Here is a 23061-nt window from a genome sequence, read left to right on the forward strand (position 1 = left end):
AGGGCCCGGCCCGCCACGCCGGTTGCCGCCCGCGTCAGCCGCTGTTGCGCCGCGGCCCGCGGGACGTGCGGGGCGGCAGGCCCCGGGGTCGCCGCGTCCGCGGCACGGACCGGCCGCCACGCGCCATGCCCCAGAGCGACGCCCACTGCTCGGCGGTGAGGTCCTTCGGCAGCGCCTGCGGCGAGACTCCATGTGCCCTGAACCACGCGGACAGGTCGCTGTCCTGGACCCGCCCGATGCGTTGGAGGATCTCCCGCAGCCCGTGACCGCGCCCGGTGAAGACCTGTCTGACGAAGTCCTGGTACTCCCTGCGCTCCCGCACCAGTGGCTCGGGCCGCCGCTCGATGACGAGGATCCCGCCGTCCACGGAGGGCGCGGGCCGGAAGGCGAACCTCGGCACCCGCTTGAGCACCGAGAAGTCGAACCACGGCCAGGACTCCGCCGTGACCAGCGAGCAGCCGCCGATGCCGGCCCGGCGGCGCGCCACTTCCCACTGCACCACGAGGACGGCCGACACCCATGCGGGAGCCACGAGGATCCGGCGCATCGTGGCCGTCGTGACATGGAAGGGGATGTTCCCCACGACGGTGTGCGGAACGGTCGGAAGCCGAAAGCGCAGAATGTCCTCGCCGACGACCTTGACGTTTTCCGGGGCACGCGCCGAAAGCCGTTTGACCCGGCGGGGATCGAGCTCAACCGCGGTGACAGGGCGGCCCAATCGACTCAAGGGCAGCGTCAGGGCGCCGTCTCCGGCGCCCAGATCAACGATGGGACCTTCCGTTCGTTCGGCGGCTCGGCGTATCAGCTTGATGATGTCGGGGTCGACGAGAAAATTCTGACCGAGTTCCTGCCGGCTGCCGTATCGGCTGGGCACGTACACACTCCAGATGGAACGAATTCAAGCGGTGAATCGGTGACGGTGAATCGCGGGAGAGAAAAGAGCCGCTGACGCAAGGGGCCCTCGGCGACTACACGGAAGCGACCGCCGTGGCCAGGTCCGGACCGAGAAGGAACTCGCCCCGGGCCACCGGGACGACGCTCCCGGTCGCCGAGGCCCGCACCGCACAGCCGGAGTCGACGGTCACCGAGCACTCGACGGTGCCGACGCGCGGTGAGCCGACCCCCTGCCGGATCAGGTACTCGTACGTGCCGTCGGCGGCGGGCAGCCGTCCCGCCGCGACCAGCCACTCGCCGAGGCCGAGGGCGTTCGAGGCGCAGGCCGGGTCCTCGGGCATGCCGTAGCCCGGCGCGAAGACCCGGGCCGTGGCCTGCCGCGTCCGCGGATCCCAGGAGAAGACCATCACGTCGGGAAGGTCGCGCCGCGCCATCAGTTCCAGGTCGGCCCGCGCGCCGGGCACCACCCCCTCGCGTACCTGGAGGTAGTGGAACGCGGGCCCGAACCCGGCGGTCCGTACAGGTGCCTCGACCACGTCCGCCGGGTCGACGCCCGCCGCCGCCGTCAGCAGGCGGAGGTCGGGCTCGCGCGCCTCGACGGGCTTCTCGGCCGTGACGGTGCCCTTGTCCGGTCCTACGGAGAGCGAGTGCAGCCGGGAGCCGCACTCCTGGGCGACGGCGCCCGGCGCGACCCGGCCGAGCCGTACCAGGGTCACGGCGGTACCCAGCGAGGAATGACCGCCGAACGGTGTCTCCCCGGCCAGTGTGAAGACACGTACGCGATAGGTGGCGCCGGGGTCGGCAGGGGGCAGCACGAACGCCGTCTCAGGTGTGTTCACTTCCCGTGCCAGGGCCTCCATGGCCGCGTCGGTGAGCCCGTCCGCGTCGGGCACCACCGTCAACTGACTGCCGGAGAAGGGCTCGTGGGCGAACATGTCGACCATCTCGAACGGGACCACGATCATGCTTCCTCCGGTGCGCTGTGCAGGATGGGCGCGATGTCGTCGAGGACCGCCGGGCTGCCCCGGTACGGGAAGTCGGGCCGGGGCCAGTGGACGACGAAGTCGGTGATGCCGGCGTCTTCGAACAGCCCGGCCGCGTCTTGGAAGGCCCCGGCCGAATCGAGCACCCCGCCGATCGAGGGCCCGGCGACGAGAAGCCGCCGCACGGTGGCGGGGTCGCGGCCGACGTCGTGGCAGGCCCGCTCGAACGCCGCCACCTGGTCCTTGACCAGGGGGACGGAGTCGGCGTAGGGCGCATCGTCGAACACGTTCGGCGCGCCCATCGTGACCCAGGTGTCCGCGTGGCGGGCGGCCAGGCGCATGCCGCGCGGGCCCGCGGCGGCCACGCAGAGGGGGGTGCGGGGCCGCCGTACACAAGCGGGGTGCAGGACCGTCTCGTGGCAGCTGTAGTACGTGCCGTCGAAGGCGACCGGCTCCTGCCGGAGCAGGGTGTCCATCAGCTCGACGAACTCGCCGTAGCGGTCCGCCCATTGGCCCTTCGTCAGCTCGCCGGCGCGGAGTATGTCGCGGTCGGGTCCGCCGGAGCCGACGCCGCACAGGAAGCGGCCGCCGGAGATGTCGTCGAGGGTCATGACCTCTTTGGCGAACACGACCGGGTCATGGAGGCGGATGTTGGCGACGAGGGTGCCGAGCCCGATCCGGGAGGTGGCCGTGGCGGCGGCCGCCAGCGTCGGCACGGCTCCGAACCAGGGGCGGTCGCTCAGCCAGCGCCACTTCACGTGGTCGTAGGTCCAGGCGTGGTCGAAGCCCAACTCCTCGGCGTACCGCCATAATTCACGGGCTCTGGCCCAGTGGTGCTCGGGCAGGATCACGACACCGTGGCGCATGGTTCGCCCGCTCTCCTCTCATGGTTCGTCGCGCCCCGGCGCACGGGCGGCCGGCGGCCACGGGCGCGTGGATGGACGGTGGGGGGTGGAGGTGATGGCTGGTGGGCAGACCGCCCGCGGGGCGGCAGGGCGGCGGGGCTCAGAGTTAGGCGCCCCCGACGGCCTCCCCGGCCTCACGACGGGCGTCCTCCGCCTGCGTCTGGAGAACCAGCGACGCGGCGAAGTCGAGCCGGGCGCAAATCCACTCCTCGAGGGAGGCGCCCGAGCGCTCGGCGGCGGTCCGCCACCGCTCGACACGTTCGGCCTCGGGGGTGATGCGTGACAGGACGTCCGCGTCCCGGCGGGTGTCGGACTTCTTCTGCCCCCGCGCCCCGCGAACGTTGCGCCTCAGCTCGTTGCGGGACCACTCGTGCCTCTCGGCCTGCTCCAGCCAGTGGTCCTGCTGTTCCTCCGGCAGCGCGGCCACCTCGGCGTGGTGCTGGAAGCTGAGCGCCTCACGCCTGCGGGAGAGGTCGAACCGCCGTGCCACCCAGGCGTAGTTGCGGATCGTCTGGTAGTCCAGACCGGCCGCCTCCACCGCTCTGCGGTACCGGTCGCTGTACCGGGTCTGACCGTAGATGATCCAGTCGCCCAGACACCAGGCCGATGAGTCGGCGACCCGGGCGATGTGCCGGCCCGCGCGTTCCCAGGTGTCGAAATTCAGTACGGCCGGAATGCGGAGCCCGACGCGAGTGACAAGTACACCATCCTCCCCCGTTTTCACCCGGCCGTTCACAGCCGACGTCCCACACCTGTCCGCAACCGATAAATTCGACCTCACCACGCGGCTGCCATCCCTTTCTCACGCTCTTGCCCTTTGGGTCACCGAGCAGGACACGGGGATCGAAAGCAAGCAGCGATTCACCCCCGTTGTTCGGCGCCCACCACGCTCATCGATGTCGCGCCACCGCCACGAAGGGCGGCGCAGGCGAGCAGCTCATGAATGGCTTGGCGGAACCAGCATCATTGCCCCCCCTCGGAACTCCGATACATGTAACGGCCAATGTATCAAGTACGGATCAGAGTGTAGGAGGCCGGTCAATTAATTATCCAGGGGATCCTGGAGATCTTGAAACCGGCCGGATCCGGACCATCCAAAGCGGCAACCCAACGGCCAAACAGCTGGGCTCATTTCATTCCGCAAGGTGAAATGAGCATATGTCAACGGCCGATTAACACGCAAGACGCCCTCCTTTCGGAGCGACGAATCTTTAGAGCATGACGTTCCCTGCCTTCCGCTACGTTTCTCACTTATGCCTGGATGTGTGCATTTGGGGCAGTACTGTGGAAGTTTTTAACCTTGTTTGAGAGCCCGGGCGTTTACCTAGAACAAATCCGGGGCAAGCTCGCTCAGCTGTCGCCATGGGCGCCCTGACGCCACTGCGGCCCACGGATCGCCCCGTCAGCAAACTGGCCGAATGCCAACGGCATACGGCCAGTTCCTGACGCGGGCCACGGGGTTCACTCCGCGGACCACGCGTGCGGCGGCCGCCTCACTTATCCCGATGAGGCCACGCGTCGTCCGCCTCCGCGATCTCCTCCAGGGTTCCGTCCGCCAGGCGCAGCCAGCGCGAGACACCGATGGCGCGCAGGAACGCCTGGTCGTGGCTGACGACTACGAAGGCGCCCTGGAAGGCGTTGAGCGCGTTCTCCAGCTGGGCGGCACTGTTGAGGTCGAGGTTGTTCGTCGGCTCGTCCAGCAGGAGCAGCTGAGGGGCAGGGTCCGTGGACAGGACACACGCCAGGGTCGCGCGCAGCCGCTCACCGCCGGAGAGCCATCCGGCGGTGCGATGAACTCGGTCGCCGCGGAAGAGGAACTGCGCCAGGCGGTAGCGGACTTCGCCGTCCTGCAGATGCGGGGCGAAACGGCGCAGGTTGTCCAGGACGCTGGCGTCCAAGTCGAGCAGATCGAGGCGCTGCGAGAGATAGGACACCCGGTCCGTCGGCGCCGTGACCGTCCCCGAGGAGGGTTCGAGCTCGCCGGCGATCAGCTTCAACAGCGTTGACTTGCCCGAGCCGTTGGGCCCGAGCAGCGCGATCCGCTCCGGCCCGCGGATCCCGAGGTCGACGCCCGAGCCGGTGAACAACGTCCGTTCCCCGTACCGGACATTGGCCTCATGGCACGTCAACACGGTGCGTCCGGCCGGGACCGAGGTCTGCGGAAGGGTGATCGCCAGGCGCGCTTCCTCACGCATCCCCTGACTGGCCTCGTCCAGCTTGGCCTTGGCCTGGGACACCCGGTCCTGGTGCACCGAGGCGGCGCGGCCCGCCGATTCCTGAGCCTGTCGCTGAAGGGCGCCCGCGTGGATACGGGGCACCCCCGACGAAGCCTTGTTGCGCTTGGCGTTGCTGGCCCGGCGCTGGGCCCGCTCCTGGGCCGCCTGCGCCTCGCGCTTGTGGCGGCGCAACTCCTGCTCCGCCCCGCGCACCGCGCGCTGCACGTTCTCCTGTTCCAGCTCGACGGCTTCCGTGTAGGCGGTGAAGTTGCCACCGTAGAGGCGGAGTTCGGATGCCTGCAGCTCGGCGATGGTGTCTACGCGGTCCAGGAGCTCCCGGTCGTGGCTGACGACGAGGAGGGCCCCCTTCCACTCTTCGACGACCTGGTAGAGCCGCTGCCGGGCGGCCAGGTCAAGGTTGTTGGTGGGTTCGTCGAGGATCAGCACGTCGGGTCGCTTCAGGAGCTGCGCGGCCAGGCCGATGGCGAGGACCTGGCCGCCGCTGAGGGAGCGAAGCGGGCGGTCAAGGGACACGTCGCCGAGACCCAGACGGTCCAGGACGATCGTGGTGCGTTCCTCGATGTCCCAGTGATCGCCCACAGTGGTGAAGTGCGCCTCGTCCACGTCACCTGACTCGATGGCATGCAGAGCCGCCCGGATGGAGGCGATCTCCAGGGCCTCGTCGACGGTGCCGTCGATCAGCGGCAGGGACTGCGGCAGGTACCCGACATGTCCCTGCGCGGTGATCGAGCCTGCGGTAGGGGTGAGTTCCCCTACGGCGAGCCGCAACAGTGTGGACTTTCCCGCGCCATTGGGGCCCACGAGGCCGCAACGGCCGGCGCCGAGGGCAAAGGACAACCCGTCGAAGACCGGCGTCTCGTCGGGCCAGGAGAAGGAGAGATTGGTGCAGACAATACTCGCGTCAGCCATGTGATTCCCAGGGAGGAGTCGGCTGACCCGGCGGCGACCACCGCGGTGTCATGAGCTCGTATTCGGCCGTACGGTCCGGCGCATACCAGGTCAGCATAAATGGATGAGCGGTGAACCGGGCCCGAGGGCGGCACGTCACGAAAACGGCCAAGCACCACGGTCGCCTCAGCGAAAGAGCGCGGTCACCAAAGGGGTGTCAAGCACCGAAGCGGTGCGTCACCCGAGACTGTCATCCCTACTAACCTACAACGCCGAACCTCCTTATCACTTCAGGGAGTTGGTGAAGTCATTGCACTGTACCACCCACCCGCCCGATGGCTTCAGACCCCATGTTCCGGCAAACTCTAAAGCGGCCTCAAAGGCGCTGCAAGCGCACCATGTGGACCAACCTTGCCGATCGGGTCATGGGGAGCTCGGTGCCCATGGCTTTGTGGTCGCCCAACGGGTGATGTCCGGGCTCGCAAGGTGTGCGGGGAGCTTGGTGGCTGGGGTGAAGTGGGCGGTGATCAGTTGATCAACGGTGAGGCCATGAGCCTCGCGGAGGTCGGCGCCGTCCAGGTTCGTGTTGGCCATGGTCGCGCCTTCGAACGACGTTCGTCCGACGAAGAACGGATCCCGCGACTCGGGCGCCACCTCTGTGTGTGACAGGTTCGCGTCGGTGAGGTCCGCGTGACGGAAGTCGATATGGGAGAGGCCGAGCCGGGAGAAGTTCGTACGCGTCAGGTCACACTGGGGAAACTCGATGTCCGAGAGAAACACGACCACGTTGGGCGCTTCGGGCGGATGACTCTTCGTCAGGTCCACACCTGCCAGCACCGAATCCGCGAAGTTCACTCCATCGAACCCGACGCCATCGAGCACGGCTCGGGAGAGGTCGGAGGACGAAAGGTCACCCGAGTAGAGGTCGGTGTGGGACATCGTGACCCCGGAGAGATCCGAGAAGCTGAGGTACGCGCCCTCCACCGCGATGTCCGTCAGGCGACAGCCCGACCAGTTGACCAACTCCTCGTCGTCTCGGTGTGGCCGGCGCTCGGCAACAGCGGTCGCGGCCGCAGTCACGGCGACGGCGTCTCGCAGGCCCTGCCTATCGGAGGTCGCCCTGCCGCAGTGCGTACGGATGAAGGCCGACAGCACACCGACGATGCTGCGCTGGTCCTTCGGCGAGTCGCGCATGATCCGCTCCAGCGCGTAGACGCCGCCGAGACGCACGTCCGGTGACGTGTCGCCCAGTTGCGCCACGGCTGCGGTGAACCGCTCTGTGACCTGCCCTTCCCTGGCGATATCAAGTTCCTGGCGACGGTTGGACAGTTCGTCCTGGGCCTGTAGGGAGGAGATCCCCGCGAACAGAAGGGCGGCGACAGCGGCCAGGGCGGTCAGACTGGTCGCGGCGTGGTTGATCAGGACCGTCCAGCGGTCCCCGCGTTCCGGTGCCCGCTCGCGGTCGGCGATGCGCCGCAGGCGCCGAATCCGCCCCGATCGGCTGCTGCTTCCTCCGGTCATGCCTCCATTGCAGCGTGCGCAGGGAAAGGAAGGGAGCGTTCCACCAATGCTCCCTTCGCAGGGGTGAGGAGCGTTCGAGGTACGCAAGCATACGCAAGCAGTCGAAGGCTCAACAGAATTGATCCCGTTGCACGGTGCGGTGCGGTGCGCTCAACCGTCATCCCTGCCTCGATGACCTGCTGGTTCAGTGATCGATCGCGGGAAGGCCAGCCAGACCGGTGTCGGTCATGATGCGCTCGACCGTCTCGGTCAGGGTGCTGGCTTCGTCGATCACGGTCTCACGACCGTCGGGCAGCAGATCGAGTTCCCGGTACCAGGCGCGCAGCTCCGCCTCGCCGTACTCGTTGGCCTGGGGCTTCGTCGCGTGACGGGCCAGGGTCTCGCCGAACGGCACGTGAAGGTAGTAGCCGTAGGTCGGGCCGCGATGGTCGGCGCGTAGCCGCGTGAGCATCTCGCCGTAGTGGTCGGCGTACAGGAGTCCCTCCACCACTACGTGGAATCCCGCGTCGAGCGCGTAGCGGGCGGTCAGGTCGATCAGGCCGATGTTCGCCGCGCCCGGCCGGTCCCGTTCCCGCAGCACGACCCGGCGCAGATTGTCCTGAGCGACCAGGGCCAGGCCCCGGCCGAAACGGTCCCGCAGGCCGGCCGCGACGCTCGACTTCCCCGACGCCGAGTTCCCGCGCAGGACGATCAGCCGGGCATTCTCCGATCCCACCACGGTGGCCAACCTACCGGCACGCGCCCGGCGATGATGTCCGCACTGCGGGCCACGGGCACATGGTCCGCAACCGTGGCACAGGCCGGCCCGGCCGGAGCGTCAGTCCAGTCGGCAGCACGTCCTCGGGATGGCGGAGTCCGCGGGTGGACCCGCGCGGTGGGCTGCACCCCGGTCCATATATCGTGTGCCGATATCGGATTCCGTAAAGGGTGCGGCTGTGCCGCCGAGGAGTGGGCCATGAGCAATCCACCGACCGCTGCCGGGGTGCCCGAGGAACTGGAGCGGCGGCTGGGGGTGTCCGACGCGGTGGTGATCGGGCTGGGGTCGATGATCGGCGCCGGGATCTTCGCCGCTCTGGCCCCGGCGGCGCACGCGGCCGGCTCGGGGCTGCTGCTCGGCCTGGCGTTGGCGGCGGTGGTGGCGTATTGCAACGCCACGTCCTCCGCGCGGCTCGCCGCCCGGTATCCGGCCTCCGGCGGCACCTATGTCTATGGCCGTGAGCGCCTGGGCGACTTCTGGGGTTACCTGGCGGGGTGGGCGTTCGTGGTGGGCAAGACCGCGTCGTGCGCTGCCATGGCTCTCACGGTCGGTTCGTACGTGTGGCCGGGCCAGGCGCACGCGGTCGCGGTGGCCGCGGTGGTGGCGCTGACCGCGGTGAACTACGCGGGAGTGCACAAGTCCGCACTCCTCACCCGTGTCATCGTCGCCGTGGTCCTGGCGGTGCTCGCCGCCGTGGTCGTCGCCGCCCTCACCTCCGACGCGACGGACACCGCGCGGCTGGACATCGGCTCGGACGCCTCCGTCGGCGGGGTGCTCCAGGCGGCGGGCCTGCTGTTCTTCGCCTTCGCCGGGTACGCCCGCATCGCCACTCTCGGCGAGGAGGTCCGTGACCCCGCCCGGACCATTCCCCGGGCGATCCCGCTCGCGCTGGGCATCACCCTGGTCGTCTACGCCGTCGTCGCCGTCGCCGTATTGATGGTGCTGGGGCCCAAGGGGCTGGCGGACGCTGCGGCGCCGCTGTCGGACACCGCTCGGGCGGCCGGCGTGGACTGGCTGGCTCCTGTGGTGCGCGTCGGTGCCGCTGTCGCCGCGCTCGGCTCGCTGCTGGCGCTGATCCTCGGTGTCTCCCGCACCAGCCTGGCGATGGCCCGCGACCGGCACCTGCCTCACGCCCTGTCCGCCGTCCACCCCCGCTTCAAGGTGCCCCACCGCGCCGAACTCGTCGTCGGCGCCGTGGTGGCCGTGGTCGCCGCGACCGCCGATGTGCGCGGGGCGATCGGGTTCTCCTCCTTCGGTGTGCTCGCGTACTACGCCGTCGCCAACGCCTCTGCCTGGACCCTGACCCCGGAAGAAGGCCGCCCCGCACGGGTCATTCCCGTCCTCGGGCTGGCCGGCTGCCTGATCCTGGCCTTCGCCCTGCCCGTCTCCTCGGTGATCTCCGGGACCGCGGTGCTGGCTCTCGGTGCCGTCGCCTACGGCATCCGGCGCGGTCTCGCGGCCCGCCGCTGAGCGTGTCCGGCCGCGTTCGTGTTCGATACGGCCGGTCAGCCGGTCAGTTGGTCGGCCGGTAGGTCGGTGCGGCGGAAGCGGGCCCGAGCCAGGCCCCCGAGGACTGTGCCGACCAGCCCTATCGCGATCGCGATGACGGATCCGACTACGCCGTTGCCGGTGCCGGGACCACCGTCGGCGATGGCCAATGCCACCCCGGCGATGGCTATGCCGGTCAGTCCGAGTGCCATGGCCACGACGGCACCGATTTGCCCGTTGCCGGTGGTGATACGTCCCTTGGCGCGGGCCAGCGCCGGCGCGCCGATGGCCACACCGGCCAGCGCCACCAGATCGGCGACGATCGACGGGCCTCGCCCCTGGATGCCGTAATCCTCGGCGGCGGTCACAAGGTGGACCGACATGGTCAGGGCCTCTGGTGAGTGCACGGTGCTCTCCTGTTTCACGCGTTGAGTTTCCGAGATGCGGATGTGGCCCGATCGTGCCCGCCGATCGCACCGCCGGTCGTCCCGCGGGCGCAGACACTTCGCGCTGCCGCCGATGCCGCAGGTTCCTGCTGCGGATGCGGCAGATCCCGCGTGGATACTGCGGGCGCGGTAGGCGGCCGCTCGTCCACGAGCGGGACTCGCCCGCGGCGGCAGCTGGCTAAGGTGCGCGCATGGACAAAGGACGGTTCGGCGTCCCGGCCGCTGTCAGGGACTGGGCGATCGCCCTCGGCGTGGCGGCCCTGCTCCTGGGCACCGGGTGGTCCGGGGAGGGTCCCGACGCGGATCCCGGTGTGCTCGGCTACGTGCTGCTGGCGGCCGGCGGCCTCGCGCTGGCCGCGCGGCGCCGCGCTCCGCTGGCCGTCCTGGCCGTCACCGGGCTGTGTGCGGTGGCGTACCAGACGGCCGGTTTCGACGTGCTCGCCGTCTCGTACCTGGTTGCGGTGTACGGGGCGGTGCGGGCCGGGCACCGCGCCGTCACGGTGGCGGTGTCCGTGACCATGGTGGCGGTTCTGCACCTCACTGCCCTGCTCTTGCGCGACGGGTCTGCGGGCGAGGCGTTGGCGCAGGCCCGGCACGTCCTCGAGATCGCCTGGCTGATCGCCGCGTTTGCCGCGGGCGAGGCGCTGCGGCAGGCCGAGCGGCGGGCGGACGAGGCCGAGCGCACCCGGGAGGAGACCGCGCGGCGCCGCGCGGATGAGGAACGGCTGCACATCGCGCGGGAGTTGCACGATTCGCTCACCCACCAGATCTCGATCATCAAGGTGCAGGCGGAGGTCGCCGTCCATGTCGCCCGCAGGCGGGGTGAACAGGTTCCGGAGGCTCTGCTGGCGATCCAGGAGGCCGGACGTGAGGCGACCCGGGAACTGCGCGCCACACTGGAGGCGCTGCGCGACGACGACACCAGCCCGCCCCGCGGGCTCGACCACATCCCGGAGCTGGTGGAGCAGGCAAGCAGGGCCGGCCTCGAAGCGACGCTGACGATCGAGGGACAGCGGCCCGACCTGCCGGCCGCGGTGGGCCGGACCGCCTACCGGATCGTTCAGGAATCGCTGACCAACATCGCCCGGCACGCCTGCGCCGCGACCGCGTCGGTCCGCATCGACTACCGGCCCGACTCACTCGCCATCCAGGTCGACGACGACGGCAAGGCCTCACCGGACACGGTGCCGACGCCCGGCCTGGGGCTGCTCGGCATGCGTGAACGGGTCACCGCCCTCGGCGGCCGGTTGCACGCGCAGCCGCGCAGCGAGCGCGGCTTCACCGTCCAGGCCGAACTTCCCGTGGACCACACCTCATGATCCGTGTCCTGCTGGTCGACGACCAGCCGCTCATTCGCAGCGGATTCCGCGCACTCCTCGACCTCGAAGACGACATCGAGGTGGTCGCCGAGGCCGCCGACGGCGCGGAGGGCCTGGCACTCGCCCGGCAGCACCTGCCCGACATCGTGCTCATCGACATCCAGATGCCCGTCGTCGACGGCATCGAGGCCACCCGGCGCATCGCCGCGGACCCGGCCCTGGCCCAGGTGCACGTCGTCATCCTCACCAACTACGGCATGGACGAGTACGTCCTCGACGCGCTGCGCGCCGGCGCCGCCGGGTTCCTCGTCAAGGACATCGTGCCGGACGATCTGGTGTACGCCGTACGCGTCGCCGCCCGCGGCGACGCGCTGCTCGCCCCGTCCATCACCCGCAAGCTGATCAACCGGTACGTCGCCCAGCCGCTGTCCACCGTCGCCACCACCGGGCTGGACGAGCTGACCGGCCGCGAGCGCGAGGCCGTCGCCCTGGTCGCGCAGGGCCTGTCCAACGACCAGATCGCCGACCGCATGGTGATCAGCCCACTGACCGCGAAGACCCACATCAACCGGGCCATGACCAAACTCCACGCCCGTGACCGCGCCCAACTCGTGGTCCTCGCCTACGAGTCCGGCCTGGTGACGCCGCGCAAGTCCTGACATCCAAGGGCCGGGGACAGCGTGTGCCTCGATGCGCCCGCCTGCACCACACACCTGCCCCCTCGCCCGGCGACGCCGGAACCGTCGGCCGCCGACCGGCCGCCGCCGCTACGAGGCGTCGTCGCCGAGGACTTCGCGGGCCAGTTCCGCCAGTGCCCTGCGGTCCTCGGCCAGGGCCTGCTGTCCGGCCTCGGTGGCGCGGTACACCCGGCGAACACGCCCGTCGACCACCCGCTGCTCCGAGGTCAGCAGGCCGTCGGCCTCCAACCGGTGCAGCGTCGGGTACAGGGTGCCGGGGCTGATCTGGTAGCCGTGGCGGGCCAGTTCCCCGGTCATCCACGCGCCGTGGATCTCCTCCTCGGCCGCGTGATGCAGGATGTGCAGCCGCACCGCACCCCGCTGGAACTCCCGCACCCCGCCCACCTTCATGCCGCCCGGCAGTGACGAACCCGATATCGGCCCCCGATTCTACGCCCCGGGCCCGGAGCCCTGCTCACCTCGTGAACCCCGGCACCAGCGCCCCGAACGAACGGCTGGGCCCCGGCGACCCGTGCCCGACACGTCAGCGGCGGACCAGTACGGCGTGCGTCACGGCCGTCGAGCCGACCAGCTCGGACACCCGGTAGCCCTCGACTCCGTCGCCCAGATCGTCGAGCAGCCGTGCCCCGCGTCCGATGAGCATCGGCGCGATCACCAGGTGGAGTTCGTCGATCAGCCGGGCGCGCAGATACTGCTGGATGACCGCGGCGCCGCCGCCGATCCGGACGTCCTTGCCGGCCGCGGCGTCGAACGCGCGTTGCAGCACCGTCTCCGGCGGCTCGTCGGTGAAGTGGAAGGTGGTTCCGCCGGACATCTCCAGCGCCGGGCGCTCATGGTGGGTGTGCACGAAGACGTCGTGGTGGTAGGGGGGATTGTCGCCCCACCAGCCCTTCCAGGACTCGTCCTCCCACGGCCCGCGCTGCGGACCGAACATGTTCCGCCCCATGATCGTGGCGCCGATGTTCTGGTCACCGCGGACGAAGAAGTCGACGTCGGTTCCCGTCTTGCCCGCGGCGGCGTCTTCCGACGCGGAGACGAACCAGCTGTGGAGCTCGTCGCCCCAGCCGACGCCGTCACCGAACGGGGCGTCCGATCGCTGGTTCTCTCCGGCCACGAAGCCGTCGAGGGAGATCGTCACGTTGTGTACACGGACCTTGGGCATGGCCTTCGCCTCTCGTGTTGATGGCCTTCTCTCACCCCTGCGTCGAACAGAGCCTGCCTGGATCGACACCCCCGCGCACTTTCTTTCGGCGAGCCCTACCGCTTCCCGGCACCGCGCCTGCGGGGTGCGGACCGCCCGGCGGTCAGGCGTCCGTACGCGACTGTTGCCGACGCCCGTGCAGGCGGCGGCACTTGAGGCGACCCTGCACGCCTGCAACGAGGCGGACACCTGGGTGTCCGAGGTGGCGTTCACCAAAGATGTGAAGCGAAACTTCACGCTGCGTGAGCACACGTACGCCGAGATCAAGCAGCGCTGGGGGCTGGGCTCCCAGGCCGCCCAGCACGTCATCAAGAAGACCTGCGACGCCTACCGCGCGCTGGCGGCGAACCTGAAGGCCGGGAACCTGGGCAAACCGTGGTCGAAGCGGTACCGGCGGGCGGTGGACAAGCCGGTCGTCTTCCGGCCCGAGGGCGCACAGCCCTATGACGACCGGATGCTGTCCTGGCAGATCGGTGAGCGAACCGTCTCCCTCTGGACGCTGTCGGGCCGGGTGAAGGGGGTGGCGTTCACCGCATCCCCGGAACAGCTGGCCCGTCTGGCCCTGTACCGCAAGGGCGAGTCCGACCTCATCGCCCGGGACGGCATGTGGTTTTTGCAGGCCACCTGCGAGATCCCCGAAGCCGAACCGAACACCGACCCGGCAGGCTTCCTGGGTATCGATCTGGGGATGTGAACATCGCGACCACCTCGGACGGCCAGATCATGGCCGGGCGCGTCCTGAACCGGGGACGGCTGCGCGAACGCACCCTGCGCACCAAACTGCAACGCAAGAACACCCCGTCCGCCAAGCGCCGGCTGAAGAAACGGCGGCGTAAGGAATCCCGGCGGGCCAGGGACATCAACCACAAGATCGCGAAGCATGTGGTGGCCGAGGCAGAACGCACCGGACGCGGAATCGCCCTCGAAGAACTGACGGGCATCCGCGAACGGGTACGGCTTCGCAAGCCCCAACGGGCCACCCACTCCAGCTGGTCGTTCGCCCAGCTGGGGGCGTTCATCGCGTACAAGGCCCGCAAGGCGGGAGTGCCGGTGGTGTACGTCGATCCGGCGTACACCTCGCGCACCTGCGCCGAGTGCGGCCACATCGACAAGGCGAACCGGGTCTCCCAGGCGTGGTTCGCGTGCCGGTCCTGCGGATTCGTTGATCACGCAGACCGCAACGGCTCCCGCAACATCCGTGCTCGCGCGGAAGCGTTGTGGCGACGCGGGGCGCAGTCAACCGCCCCAGACCCACCCCCGACACCCGAGGGCGGGACCGGACGCAAGCGCAGCACCACAACCAGTGGCGCCCGCTGTGCAAGCCCGTCGCTTTAGCGACGGGTAGTTGACTGAGGACTTCCTGCACGGCCCTGTCATGAGCGGTGAGGTACGGCTGCCCGCCGGGGACGGCAAGGAGGCGTTCGTCGACGCGGAGGACATCGCCGAAGTGGCGGTCGCCGCCCTCACCGAGGACGGGCATGCCGGGTGGTCCTACGAGCTCAGCGGGCCTCGGCTGATGACCTTCCAGGACGCGGTCGCGGAGATCGCCCGGACCGTCGGCCGCGACATCCGCTACGTGCCGCTGACGCCGGAGGCGTACGCGGACGAACAGTGCGCCGAGGGCGTGCCCGAGGAATGGGCGCAGTTGTCGGTCGGCCTGTACGACCACGTCCGCTCCGGTGCCCTGGCCTCGCTCAGTGACGGCGTACAACGCGCGCTCGGCCGGGCGCCCCGGGACTTCTCCTAGTACGCCGACGCCACTGCTCAGCAGGGCCTCCGGAACATCTGACCCGCAGCCTGCCGTCCGCGAAAGCGCGACGATGTCAGCTCCGGGTCCGAGGGCGAGGTTCCTCCTCGACGTCGCTGCCGCCCGTGCCGGTCAGGATCGCGTTCGCGACGAGTTCGGTGAGGCGATCGGCGCGTCGCGCGAGCGAGGGCTGATCGCCGAGCCAGGCGAGCATGGCCACCAGCGCGAACAGGTCGGCTCCGTCGATGTCGCCGCGCGCGGTGCCCGCGGCCTGGGCGCGGGTGAGGAGTCGTGCGCCGGCTGTGCGCAGGGTGACGCACGAGGCGTGGAGAGCGGATTCGGGGTCCTCGATGGCGGCTGCCATCAGGACGGTCGCGCCCCGGTACTCGGTCGTCCACGCGACGCAGTCACGGAGCCACGCAATGAGGGCGTCCTGGGGCGAGTTCGAGGTCTCGAGCTCGCCTGCCCTTGCCGTCAGTTCGTCGAAGCTCGTGCGGAGCAGGGCATCGAGCAGTGCCTCACGCGTCGGGAAGTGCCGCAGCAGCGTCGCGAGCCCGACGTCGGCCCGGCGCGCGATGTCGCGCAGGGAGACGTCGACGCCCTGCTCGGTGATGGCGGTGCCCGCTACTGCGAGCAGGTGGTCGCGGTTCTTCCTGGCGTCGGCTCGCATCTGCCCTCTTGCCTTGACTATCCGGATCGGTGGTCCATATATTCGGATCAGTGATCCGTTTATATGGATCGCCGGTCCGGATAAGCGTATCCCGCAGCGCGGGCAGGAGAAGACGATGCCGACACAGACGATGAGAGCGGTCCGGCTGCACGAGCACGGTGGCCCCGAGGTTCTGCGGTACGAGGAGGTGCCGGTTCCCGAGCCGGGTCCGGGCGAGGTGCTCGTTCGCGTCCACGCGGCCGGCGTCAATCCTCCGGACTGGTACCTGCGCGGCGGGCTGACCAAAATGCCCGGCGAGACGGAGTCCACGGTCGGCCTGCCGGTGATTCCGGGCACGGACGTGTCGGGTGTCGTCGAGGCCGTCGCCGCGGACGTGGACGGCCTCGCGGTGGGTGACGAGGTGTTCGGGCTGCTGCGTTTCCCCAGCTTCGACGGCAGCGCATACGCCGAGTACGTGGCCGCGCCCGCCTCGGATCTCGCACGCAAGCCGGCCGGCCTCGACCACGTGCACGCCGCCGGGGCACCCATGGCCGGGCTCACCGCGTGGCAGTTCCTGGTCGAGCTCGGGCACCATCACCCCTCGCCCTTCCAGGAGGCACGGCATCGCCCGACGGCACTCGACGCCGACACGACGGTGCTCGTCAACGGCGCCGCGGGCGGCGTGGGGCACTTCGCGCTCCAACTGGCGAAGTGGAAGGGTGCGCGTGTCATCGCAGTGGCGTCGGGCGCGCACGGCCCGTTCCTGCGCGAGCTCGGCGCCGACCAGGTCATCGACTACACCACAAGTCGCCCCGAGGACCTCGTACGCGACGTCGACCTCGTTCTCGACACCGTCGGCGGCCCCGACAGCAGGCGCTTCCTGCGCACGCTCAAGCGCGGCGGCTCCCACTTCCCCGTGTTTCCGGGGGACTTCGACACAGAGGAGACCGCGCAGCTGGGCGTCACGGTCTCGATCACCCAGGTCCGCTCGAGCGGCGCGCAGCTCGCCGACCTCGGACGCCTGCTCGACGCGGGCACGGTCCGCGTCGCGATCGACAGCATGTTTCCGCTCGCGGACGCCCGAGCGGCGCACGAGCGCGCCCTGCGAGGGCACATCCGAGGCAAGATCGTGCTCACGGTCGCCTGAGAACGAGCCGCGGCCGACGGGGGCTCAGCCGCTCACCGCGCTTGGGTGACCCGCATCACACCCGGCACCTGTCAGCAATCGAGGCGCCATCCCGTTCAAGGGACACGCGAACGAGACAGGAGCCCACGCCATGAAGCACCGCATCGTCGTCCTCGGCGCCGGATACGCCGGGGCCTTCGCCGCCGGAAACCTGGCCCGCCGGCTGTCGCCCGCCGACGTCGAGGTCACCGTCGTCAACGCCGTGCCCGACTTCGTCGAGCGGATGCGGCTGCACCAGCTCGCGATCGGCCAGGAGCTCGGAGTCCGCAAGCTCGCCGACGTGTTCGCGGGTACCGGAGTGCGGCTGCGCCTGGCGCGCGTCACCGGCATCGACCCCGAGCGCAGGACCGTCGCGGTGACCGGCGAGGACGGCGACGACGAACTCGTGTACGACACGCTTCTCTACGCGCTCGGCAGCTCCGTCGCCCACCACGGCGTCCCCGGCGTGGCCGAGCACGCCTTCGATGTGACCGGCCGGTCATCGGCGCTGCGCCTGCGCGAGCGGCTGGCGGGCCTGGGCGAGGGCGGCACCGTGCTGGTCGTCGGTGAGGGGCTGACCGGTATCGAGACCGCCACCGAGTTCGCCGAGTCGCGGCCGGACCTCTCGGTCGCGCTCGCCGCCCGCGGCGAGCTGGGCGCCTGGCTCTCCCCGAAGGCCCGCCGCCACCTGCTCCGGGCCTTCGACCGGCTCGGCGTCACCGTCCACGAGCACACACGGATCGAAGCCGTCGAGCCGACGCGGGCGCTCACCGCCGACGGTACGTCCGTCCCGGCCGACGTGACCGTGTGGGCCGCCGGATTCGCCGTACACCCCATCGCGGCCGCCAGCGGCCTGAAGGTCGCCGAGACCGGCCAGATCGTCGTCGACGGGAGCATGCGCTCGGTCTCGCACCCGGATGTCTACGCCGCCGGCGACTGCGCCTACGCGATCGGCGAGAACGGCCTACCGCTGCCGATGTCGTGCGCCTCGGCCGGCTTCACCAACATGCAGGCGACCGCCGCGATCATCGCGCGCCTGACGGGCAGCGAGGTCCCGGTCACCGGGCTGAAGTACCACGGCAACCACATCAGCCTCGGACGGCGGGACGCGATCTTCCAGATGGTGGACGGGGACGCCCGGTCCAAGTCCTGGTACCTGGGCGGCCGGATGGCCGCGCGGCTCAAGTCGGGGGTGCTCAAGGGTGCCGGGTGGGGCATCGCCCACCCGACGTTCGGCATGCCGAAGCGCAAGCGCCGCCTGGCCACCGCACCGGACCGGGCCGGCGTGCGGGTAGCCGCCTAGGCTGTTCCGCGTGGACAGCGCAGCCATCGACCGATTCGAGGCCAGCCGGGGCCGGCTGGCCTCCCTGGCGTACCGTCTGCTCGGCTCGGCCGCCGACGCCGAGGATGCCGTGCAGGACACGTTCCTGCGCTGGCAGGCCGCCGACCGCGAGCGGGTCGAGGTGCCGGAGGCGTGGCTGACCAAGGTCGTCACCAATCTCTGCCTCGACCGGCTGCGCTCGGCGCGGGCGCGTCACGAGCGGGCGGCAGGTGCCTGGCTGCCCGAGCCGCTCCTGGAGGGCGATCCGATGCTCGGCCCCGCCGACACCTTCGAGCAGCGCGAATCGGTGTCGTTGGCCGTACTGACCCTCATGGAACGTCTCTCGCCGGTCGAGCGGGCCGCCTACGTGCTGCGTGAGGCCTTCTCGTACTCGCACGCCGAGATCGCCGGGATCCTCGACATCACCGAGTCCGCGAGCCAGCAGCATGTGCACCGGGCCCGGCGCCGGGTCACCGCCGAGCGCCGCGGCGGCGACGCGGTGGATCCGGCCTCCGCGCGCCGGGTCGTCGAGGAGTTCCTCGCCGCCGCCACGTCGGGGCGCACGGAACGACTGGTGGCGATGCTCACCGCCGACGCGACCGCGGTGTCGGACGGCGCCGGGCTGGCCAGGCGGCTGCTGCGGTACGACACGCGCGAGCGCGTCGCCTCCTACGTGCGGGCCGGCTTCAAGCCCACGCCGGCGAAGCGGCGGATGGCCGGCGGCTCCCCCGCTCTCCACATCGCGCTGATCAACGGTTCCCCGGCCGTCCTCGCCACTGTCGAGGACCGGGTCGTGGGCGTCGTGGTGTTCGGCATCAGCGCCGGCAAGGTCGCCTCCCTGCGCGGCATCGCCGCCGCGGACAACCTCACGCGCCTCAACGAGGTCTGGCGGCAGCACGAGCCCGACGCGCCCGTCATCGCCGCCTGGTGACCAGAGCCCCGCGAATCCGGTGACCGGCGATCGCAGGTCACCTCAACGGCCGCTGCCGGTCACCCCGCGTCCCGCTCCGGCAGGGCCGTGTACTCCGCCGGTCCCGGTGTCCGGCCGTCCGGCGGGTAGTCGCAGTCGAGGCTGGAGATCTCGTAGTCCTCGCCCTCGTTCTGCTCCTGGTCCACGACGACCGCGGCGGTGCAGACCCGGCCGTGCTTGTCGGTGAACGTGACGATCTCGCTGTAGTCCGTCGGGGCGTTGCTGCATCCCGCCAGCAGTGACACCGCCGCCCCGGCGGTCACCGCCACCCCGATCCCCCGCAAACGCTTCATCCCCCGTGCCTCCCCGTCGACGCCGTCCGGCCCCGGTCACCCCTTCACAAAGTAGCCGTCGGCGCCCGCCCGGTCACCGTGCCCGTCAGCGTCGGTCCCAGCGCGGGAGCCGACGGTGCGGGCCGATGTGCGACAGCCGCCCCGTCCGCGCGATGCCGCATCACCGGCATCACGCGGGCGGGGCGGCCGCGTCATACCAGCACCGCGGTCTCGGGCACTTCGGACCGCAACATGGGGTGGCGCTGCCGCACCTCCTCCGGTACGTCGAACGCCTCGGTCAGCATCAGGGCGTGCGGGGCGATCGCGTCGACGGCGGCCTCGATCTCGTCGGGCAGGCGCAGGACCTGATCCGCGGTCAACCGGCCGTGGGCGAGGAGCTCGCCGCTGTGCCGGGAGACGTACCCCAGGACGAACAGCCGGTGCAGGTCGTGCAGGACGAGCCGGGCCTGCGGGTCGTCCGACCGGGCGGCCGTGTCCGCGAGGGCTTCGGCGGCCAGCCGGTAGGCGTGGGCCTCCACCCGGGATGTGGCGGCGGCCGAGGCCCTGTTCCACCGGGCCAGCGGCGATGGGGCCCCGGGCAGGCGGACGCGGGTCCTGGCCCGGGCGTAACGTATGCGTTCCAGGTCCGCCAGGAGGTCGTGCAGGTGCTCCGGGTCCGCGAGGGACCGGTCGCCGGGCGGCACCGCGGAGTGCGGGCGGGGTACGGAGGCGCCCATCAGCATCTCGGCCGCGGCCACGAGCCTGACGACCAGGTTGTCGCCCTCGGCGGTGATGGTGCCCTCGTTGGCCACGAGTTGGCCGGCGATCCCGTTGGCCAGTGCCAGGCCCTGCGCGCCGCACCGTTCCCGGCACGTCGTCATCACCTCCCGTGCCGACCAGGTGATCCAGCTCTTGGCGATGGCCGTCATTCGTTCGGCGTCCTGGCGTTCGGCGTCCCCGCCGCCCGCCTGCTCGACGTCGGACCACTGCTGTACGACGCGACGCTGGAGCAGGGTGGCGGCGTAGGTCGTCGCCAGGCCTTCGACGAGCGGGGCGTGGTGTGTGCGGTGCGCCCACAGGGGCACCCGTTTCCCGCCGCCGGTCAGGTCCGAGGTGTGCCGCTGGTGGGCATAGGCCACGGCCACCGCCATGGCGTGCCGCATGGTGCCGAGGCTGTAGGCGCTCATGCACAGCTTGCCCGGGGTGACGCGGCCGACGCTGCGGAGGAATCGTTTTCGCGCGTTGCCCCGGTCGGAGCTGAACTCGCCCGTGGGGCTGAGGCGTCCGTGGGGGCCCTGGAGCAGGGCCGTGAGCGGCAGTCGTACGTCGTGGAAGGAGGTGGCGCAGTGGTCGACCGGGGCGCTGACCGTTTCGGGCAGCGGCCGTACGTCCACTCCTGGCAGGTGCCGTCCGCTCGCGTCGGACAACGGTGTCAGGAACAGGAAGACCCCGTGATCCCTGTTGTCGATCATCAGCCGGGCCGCCACGACGGCGTCCTTGGGGCCACCGATGAGCGATGTGTTCGGCATCCACTTCGTGGCCGCCGGCGTGGGGGTGGTGAGGACGAACTGGCCCGCGTCACGGTCCAGTGTGGCGGTGGTCTCCAGGTTGGTCGCGTCGTTTCCGTGGCCCTTCTCGGTGGTCAGGAAGACGCCGATCTTCTCCATCCGCAGATAGGGCCCGAGGTCCCGGCCCCCCTGGTCGTGGTCGAGGAGGCTGCCGAGGAAGAGGTTGTAGTGGATGGAGGCGATCGTGGCCATGCCAGCGTCCGCCACTCCCGCCCATTCATGCAGGGTGCTCAGGGCGACCGGATCTCGGATCAGGGCCCGTACGTCCGGTATGGCGGCGTTCAGCCACCGCAGCCGGCGATAGGAGAGTTCGGTGCGCTGCTCATGGGTCAGCCCCTCACGGAAGGAGAACGCGGGGGTGCTGAACAGGCGCCGCCACAGTTCGTGGGTCTCGGCCTGTGCGTCGAAGAGCAGACGCTTGAGGGCGTCGGGGGTAGCCAACGGTGCGGACAAGCCAGGAAGTTGAGAGGTGCTCACACCCGGAAACGTAGCCGAGCGTTCCGCTCGCCACATCATGATCATCGCCACGATTGAAGTCGTGCGCGCGGTGGTATTTACCCATTCAATCGCACTTGTAGTACCGCAGGTCACCACCAACCTGGACCCGTCCCACGATGGGTCACTACCCGCGATTCTATGACAGCACGTCACCCTATGGCCAAGGATTTACTCTTCCTTGGCGTACCCGATCGAGGGGGCGACCATGGTGTCGGCTCCCGCCGACTTGGTCCAGCACCGACACACCGTCGCCGACGCCGTCGCCCGGAGGATCACGCCGTCCGGTCGGCTTCGTCGGCGGAAGGCTGGAGGGGCAGCATGGCGGTGACCTCGAAGCCGCCTGCGGAGCGCGGGCCCGCCCTCAGATCGCCGCCGACGGAGTGCGCGCGTTCCCGCATGCCCATGACGCCGAAGCCCCGGCCCGTGACGGCTCCGGGAACGGCGGGCGGGCCGTCGTTGCTGATCGTGATCAGCAACTGGGAGGAGCCGTAGTCCAGTTCGATGCGGGCGGTCTCCGCGGCGGCGTGCTTGGCGACGTTGGTGAGGGCTTCCTGGACGATCCGGAAAGCGGTCAGGTCCACCCCCGGGGACAGCGGCCGCGGCTCGCCCCGGGTGGTGACCCTGACAGCAAGGCCGGCCGACTCACAGGCAGTGACCAGTTCGGGGAGGCGGGCCAGGCCCGGGGACGGATCCAGGGGGGAGGGGGTCGGGTCGTCGCTCCGGCGCAGCAGACCGAGGGTGGCCTTCAGTTCGCGCAACGCCGAGGAGGTGGTGCCGGTGAGGTCGGTGAGGATCGCCTTCGTCTGCTGAGGGCTGGTGAGGGCGAGGTGGGCGGCGGTGCCTGCCTGGGCGTTGGCGAGGGCCAGATGGTGGGCGACGACGTCGTGCAGTTCGCGGGCGATGCGCATGCGCTCCTCGGTGACCCGCAGCCGGGCCTCCTCCTCACGGGTGCGCTCGGCGTGTTCGGCGCGGGCCTGGGCGGCCTGGAGGTAGGCGCGGCGCAGCCGGGTCATGGTGCCGGCGGCCAGGGGCAGCATCAGCCAGAACAGCGGGCCGATCGTCCTGAGCAGCAGGGACAGGTGGTCCATGGAGTCGGAGAACGCCGCCGCGAGCATCAGCGCCACCATGGTGGTGACGCCGTAGACGCGGGTGGTCCCGCGGTCGGCCTGGGTGGCGAGCCAGTACAGCGCCGCCATGACCGGTGCCAGCAGCAGCGGGGTGAGCAGGTACCCCAGGGCGATCACGAGCACGGCGCAGACGGTGTTCACGGCGACCGCCGTGCGCGGGTGGCTGCGGTGCTTCAGCAGGGCCAGGCAGGCCACACCCATGAGGACGACGGCGGTCGTGTCCTGGTCAGGCGGATCGGCGCCGGGCAGGGTGAGCGAGGCGCCGAGCACCGCGGAGCCCATCAGGGGCAGGACCAGCGCCAGGTCGACGAGGAAGGGGTGCCGGTCGGCGAACACCTCCAGGCGATCGGTGTAGCGCTCCAGGCCGATGCTCATCGTCTTCTCCGGTGGGTGGGGCTGGGACCATC

The 23061-nt window shown here is 70.4% G+C and carries 21 protein-coding genes and 1 pseudogene; 8 read left to right on the forward strand and 14 right to left on the reverse strand.

From position 1 onward, the window contains the following. Window positions 1–34 precede the first annotated feature (34 nt). The 7 genes from SLINC_RS01460 to SLINC_RS01490 all read right to left on the reverse strand — a co-directional run bounded on the left by SLINC_RS01460 (window position 35) and on the right by SLINC_RS01490 (window position 8146). Window positions 35–874 carry a 23S rRNA (adenine(2058)-N(6))-methyltransferase Erm(U) gene (locus tag SLINC_RS01460; protein ID WP_063844861.1) on the reverse strand — a complete coding sequence of 280 codons (840 nt, stop codon included), beginning with the start codon at window positions 872–874 and terminating at the stop codon, window positions 35–37. Window positions 875–968: 94 nt separating this feature from the next. Then, window positions 969–1859: a PhzF family phenazine biosynthesis protein gene (locus tag SLINC_RS01465; RefSeq protein WP_067425687.1), complete on the reverse strand. Its 891-nt coding sequence runs from the start codon at window positions 1857–1859 to the stop codon at window positions 969–971. Further along, a complete protein-coding gene (gene lmbY / locus SLINC_RS01470; RefSeq protein WP_067425690.1) occupies window positions 1856–2743 on the reverse strand; it encodes a F420-dependent reductase LmbY in 888 nt (295 codons plus the stop codon). Before lmbY ends, SLINC_RS01465 begins: the two co-directional genes overlap by 4 nt. A gap of 145 nt (window positions 2744–2888) precedes the next feature. Next, complete coding sequence (gene lmbU / locus SLINC_RS01475; RefSeq protein WP_165821705.1) at window positions 2889–3566, reverse strand: lincomycin biosynthesis transcriptional activator LmbU; 678 nt, start codon at window positions 3564–3566, stop codon at window positions 2889–2891. 709 nt (window positions 3567–4275) lie between these two features. After that, window positions 4276–5928 carry an ABC-F type ribosomal protection protein LmrC gene (lmrC, locus tag SLINC_RS01480; protein ID WP_067425694.1) on the reverse strand — a complete coding sequence of 551 codons (1653 nt, stop codon included), beginning with the start codon at window positions 5926–5928 and terminating at the stop codon, window positions 4276–4278. A 402-nt stretch (window positions 5929–6330) separates the two neighbouring features. Continuing rightward, window positions 6331–7428, reverse strand: coding sequence for a pentapeptide repeat-containing protein (locus SLINC_RS01485; protein ID WP_067425697.1), 1098 nt, complete (start codon window positions 7426–7428; stop codon window positions 6331–6333). 184 nt (window positions 7429–7612) lie between these two features. Next, on the reverse strand, window positions 7613–8146 hold the full coding sequence (locus tag SLINC_RS01490) for a P-loop NTPase family protein (protein ID WP_067425700.1): 534 nt from the start codon (window positions 8144–8146) through the stop codon (window positions 7613–7615). A 237-nt stretch (window positions 8147–8383) separates the two neighbouring features. Between SLINC_RS01490 and SLINC_RS01495 the strand changes: the two genes are divergently transcribed. Then, window positions 8384–9655 carry an APC family permease gene (locus SLINC_RS01495; RefSeq protein WP_067425703.1) on the forward strand — a complete coding sequence of 424 codons (1272 nt, stop codon included), beginning with the start codon at window positions 8384–8386 and terminating at the stop codon, window positions 9653–9655. A gap of 35 nt (window positions 9656–9690) precedes the next feature. On the opposite strand, the gene SLINC_RS01500 is transcribed toward SLINC_RS01495, so the two are convergent. Further along, on the reverse strand, window positions 9691–10098 hold the full coding sequence (locus SLINC_RS01500; protein WP_225988205.1) for a DUF6223 family protein: 408 nt from the start codon (window positions 10096–10098) through the stop codon (window positions 9691–9693). Between the two features lie 212 nt (window positions 10099–10310). On the opposite strand from SLINC_RS01500, the gene SLINC_RS01505 reads away from it, so the two are divergent. Together SLINC_RS01505 and SLINC_RS01510 are read left to right on the forward strand one after the other, a co-directional pair. Further along, complete coding sequence (locus SLINC_RS01505; RefSeq protein ID WP_067425708.1) at window positions 10311–11438, forward strand: sensor histidine kinase; 1128 nt, start codon at window positions 10311–10313, stop codon at window positions 11436–11438. Further along, window positions 11435–12097 carry a response regulator gene (locus tag SLINC_RS01510; RefSeq protein WP_067425711.1) on the forward strand — a complete coding sequence of 221 codons (663 nt, stop codon included), beginning with the start codon at window positions 11435–11437 and terminating at the stop codon, window positions 12095–12097. The genes SLINC_RS01505 and SLINC_RS01510 overlap by 4 nt, the downstream gene beginning before the upstream one ends. A gap of 108 nt (window positions 12098–12205) precedes the next feature. Here the strand turns inward: SLINC_RS01510 and SLINC_RS01515 are convergent, their stop codons facing one another. After that, a complete protein-coding gene (locus tag SLINC_RS01515; RefSeq protein ID WP_067425714.1) occupies window positions 12206–12511 on the reverse strand; it encodes an Rv3488 family transcriptional regulator in 306 nt (101 codons plus the stop codon). A 148-nt stretch (window positions 12512–12659) separates the two neighbouring features. Beyond that, complete coding sequence (locus SLINC_RS01520) at window positions 12660–13298, reverse strand: dihydrofolate reductase family protein (protein WP_067425717.1); 639 nt, start codon at window positions 13296–13298, stop codon at window positions 12660–12662. A gap of 124 nt (window positions 13299–13422) precedes the next feature. Between SLINC_RS01520 and SLINC_RS01525 the strand changes: the two are divergent. Then, a pseudogene (locus SLINC_RS01525) lies at window positions 13423–14672 on the forward strand (RNA-guided endonuclease InsQ/TnpB family protein). A 10-nt stretch (window positions 14673–14682) separates the two neighbouring features. Continuing rightward, window positions 14683–15084, forward strand: coding sequence for a Rossmann-fold NAD(P)-binding domain-containing protein (locus SLINC_RS01530; RefSeq protein WP_152038966.1), 402 nt, complete (start codon window positions 14683–14685; stop codon window positions 15082–15084). 76 nt (window positions 15085–15160) lie between these two features. Here the strand turns inward: SLINC_RS01530 and SLINC_RS01535 are convergent, their stop codons facing one another. Then, complete coding sequence (locus SLINC_RS01535; RefSeq protein WP_067425724.1) at window positions 15161–15754, reverse strand: TetR/AcrR family transcriptional regulator; 594 nt, start codon at window positions 15752–15754, stop codon at window positions 15161–15163. Window positions 15755–15869: 115 nt separating this feature from the next. Between SLINC_RS01535 and SLINC_RS01540 the strand changes: the two genes are divergently transcribed. The 3 genes from SLINC_RS01540 (at window position 15870) to SLINC_RS01550 (ending at window position 19150) form a co-directional block, all read left to right on the forward strand. Next, window positions 15870–16880, forward strand: a complete 1011-nt coding sequence (locus tag SLINC_RS01540) for an NADP-dependent oxidoreductase (protein WP_182449136.1) — start codon at window positions 15870–15872, stop codon at window positions 16878–16880. Between the two features lie 130 nt (window positions 16881–17010). Continuing rightward, a complete protein-coding gene (locus SLINC_RS01545; RefSeq protein WP_067425727.1) occupies window positions 17011–18201 on the forward strand; it encodes an NAD(P)/FAD-dependent oxidoreductase in 1191 nt (396 codons plus the stop codon). 10 nt (window positions 18202–18211) lie between these two features. Then, window positions 18212–19150, forward strand: a complete 939-nt coding sequence (locus SLINC_RS01550; protein ID WP_067425730.1) for a sigma-70 family RNA polymerase sigma factor — start codon at window positions 18212–18214, stop codon at window positions 19148–19150. A gap of 59 nt (window positions 19151–19209) precedes the next feature. Here the strand turns inward: SLINC_RS01550 and SLINC_RS01555 are convergent, their stop codons facing one another. From SLINC_RS01555 to SLINC_RS01565, 3 genes are all read right to left on the reverse strand, one after another. Beyond that, window positions 19210–19482, reverse strand: coding sequence for a hypothetical protein (locus SLINC_RS01555; protein WP_067425733.1), 273 nt, complete (start codon window positions 19480–19482; stop codon window positions 19210–19212). Between the two features lie 191 nt (window positions 19483–19673). Beyond that, the gene (locus SLINC_RS01560) at window positions 19674–21542 is read right to left on the reverse strand and encodes an acyl-CoA dehydrogenase family protein (RefSeq protein WP_182449275.1); all 1869 of its coding nucleotides are present in this window, start codon (window positions 21540–21542) and stop codon (window positions 19674–19676) included. Between the two features lie 257 nt (window positions 21543–21799). Further along, window positions 21800–23029 (reverse strand): sensor histidine kinase, encoded by a 1230-nt coding sequence (locus tag SLINC_RS01565; RefSeq protein ID WP_067425739.1) that lies wholly within the window; start codon window positions 23027–23029, stop codon window positions 21800–21802. Window positions 23030–23061: the final 32 nt, after the last annotated feature.

Origin of the sequence: Streptomyces lincolnensis (genome assembly GCF_001685355.1) — a bacterium.
GTDB classification, from domain to species: domain Bacteria; phylum Actinomycetota; class Actinomycetes; order Streptomycetales; family Streptomycetaceae; genus Streptomyces; species Streptomyces lincolnensis.

What these genes read in the sequence shown, in the direction of transcription:
- SLINC_RS01465 (WP_067425687.1), bottom strand. Translation starts at nt 1,859, where the DNA reads ATGATCGTGGTCCCGTTCGAGATGGTCGACATGTTCGCCCACGAGCCC.
- lmbY (WP_067425690.1), bottom strand. Translation starts at nt 2,743, where the DNA reads ATGCGCCACGGTGTCGTGATCCTGCCCGAGCACCACTGGGCCAGAGCC.
- lmrC (WP_067425694.1), bottom strand. Translation starts at nt 5,928, where the DNA reads ATGGCTGACGCGAGTATTGTCTGCACCAATCTCTCCTTCTCCTGGCCC.
- SLINC_RS01485 (WP_067425697.1), bottom strand. Translation starts at nt 7,428, where the DNA reads ATGACCGGAGGAAGCAGCAGCCGATCGGGGCGGATTCGGCGCCTGCGG.
- SLINC_RS01495 (WP_067425703.1), top strand. Translation starts at nt 8,384, where the DNA reads ATGAGCAATCCACCGACCGCTGCCGGGGTGCCCGAGGAACTGGAGCGG.
- SLINC_RS01505 (WP_067425708.1), top strand. Translation starts at nt 10,311, where the DNA reads ATGGACAAAGGACGGTTCGGCGTCCCGGCCGCTGTCAGGGACTGGGCG.
- SLINC_RS01510 (WP_067425711.1), top strand. Translation starts at nt 11,435, where the DNA reads ATGATCCGTGTCCTGCTGGTCGACGACCAGCCGCTCATTCGCAGCGGA.
- SLINC_RS01520 (WP_067425717.1), bottom strand. Translation starts at nt 13,298, where the DNA reads ATGCCCAAGGTCCGTGTACACAACGTGACGATCTCCCTCGACGGCTTC.
- SLINC_RS01535 (WP_067425724.1), bottom strand. Translation starts at nt 15,754, where the DNA reads ATGCGAGCCGACGCCAGGAAGAACCGCGACCACCTGCTCGCAGTAGCG.
- SLINC_RS01540 (WP_182449136.1), top strand. Translation starts at nt 15,870, where the DNA reads ATGCCGACACAGACGATGAGAGCGGTCCGGCTGCACGAGCACGGTGGC.
- SLINC_RS01545 (WP_067425727.1), top strand. Translation starts at nt 17,011, where the DNA reads ATGAAGCACCGCATCGTCGTCCTCGGCGCCGGATACGCCGGGGCCTTC.
- SLINC_RS01555 (WP_067425733.1), bottom strand. Translation starts at nt 19,482, where the DNA reads ATGAAGCGTTTGCGGGGGATCGGGGTGGCGGTGACCGCCGGGGCGGCG.
- SLINC_RS01560 (WP_182449275.1), bottom strand. Translation starts at nt 21,542, where the DNA reads ATGTGGCGAGCGGAACGCTCGGCTACGTTTCCGGGTGTGAGCACCTCT.
- SLINC_RS01565 (WP_067425739.1), bottom strand. Translation starts at nt 23,029, where the DNA reads ATGAGCATCGGCCTGGAGCGCTACACCGATCGCCTGGAGGTGTTCGCC.